The 972-nt window shown below is 45.1% G+C and carries 1 protein-coding gene; it reads right to left on the reverse strand.

Annotation, left to right across the window (positions count from 1 at the left end; translation table 11 throughout):
• A partial coding sequence (locus tag A3739_RS06705; RefSeq protein WP_156502411.1) for a Clp protease N-terminal domain-containing protein occupies positions 1-955 on the reverse strand: 955 nt, incomplete at its 3' end.
• Positions 956-972: the final 17 nt, after the last annotated feature.

The following is a 972-nucleotide window of genomic DNA, read 5'->3' on the forward strand; positions in this document are numbered from 1 at the left end:
CCTCACCTGAGCTCAACAATGGCTTAAGTAGGTTAGAAGCATCCATGACACCACCGGATGCTGAACCAGCGCCAATAATCGTGTGAATCTCATCGATGAATAAAACCGCGTGCTCGCGTTTCTTAAGCTCTGCTAATAGCGCTTTGAACCGCTTCTCAAAATCACCGCGATATTTAGTTCCAGCTAAAAGAGCACCCAAGTCCAAAGAATAAACTTCAGCATTTGCAATGATCTCAGGAACCTCATTCTCAACAATCTTCTTAGCTAGGCCCTCTGCAATCGCAGTTTTACCGACACCAGCTTCACCCACCAAAAGCGGGTTATTTTTGCGACGTCTAGAAAGAATTTGAACAACACGATCTACTTCGTGATCGCGTCCAATCAAAGGATCGATGCGTCCTTGTAGCGCAACTTCATTCAAATTCTCAGCATAGCTTTCAAGCGGATTGCTTTGGCCAGAACCCTCGGCACTTTCTTCAGCCATTTCTGAATCAGTGTTTTGCTCTTCAGCTTGCCCAGGAACTTTCGAGATACCGTGTGAAATGAAATTCACGACATCGATACGCGCCACATTCTGCTTTTTCAGCACATATACCGCTTGGCTTTCTTGCTCACTAAAAATAGCCACCAGTACGTTTGCACCAGTAACTTCTTTCTTCCCAGAAGATTGAACATGGAAAACAGCGCGCTGTAAGACACGTTGAAAGCCCAAAGTAGGCTGTGTTTCGCGCTCGTCGTCGGCGCTTGGAATTAAAGGCGTTGTTGAATCAACAAACTCTGTCAGCTCTTGACGAAGTATTGCGAGCTCAACACCGCATGAATCTAAAACCTTTAAGGCAGAGTCGTTATCTAGCAAGGCTAGTAGCAAATGCTCAACCGTCATGAACTCATGACGTTTGTCTCGAGCATTCTTAAATGCCTCATTTAGCGTTAGCTCTAAATCTTTACTTAGCATATTTGTACCCCGACCAA

The sequence above is a fragment of the Oleiphilus sp. HI0067 genome (assembly GCF_001635735.1).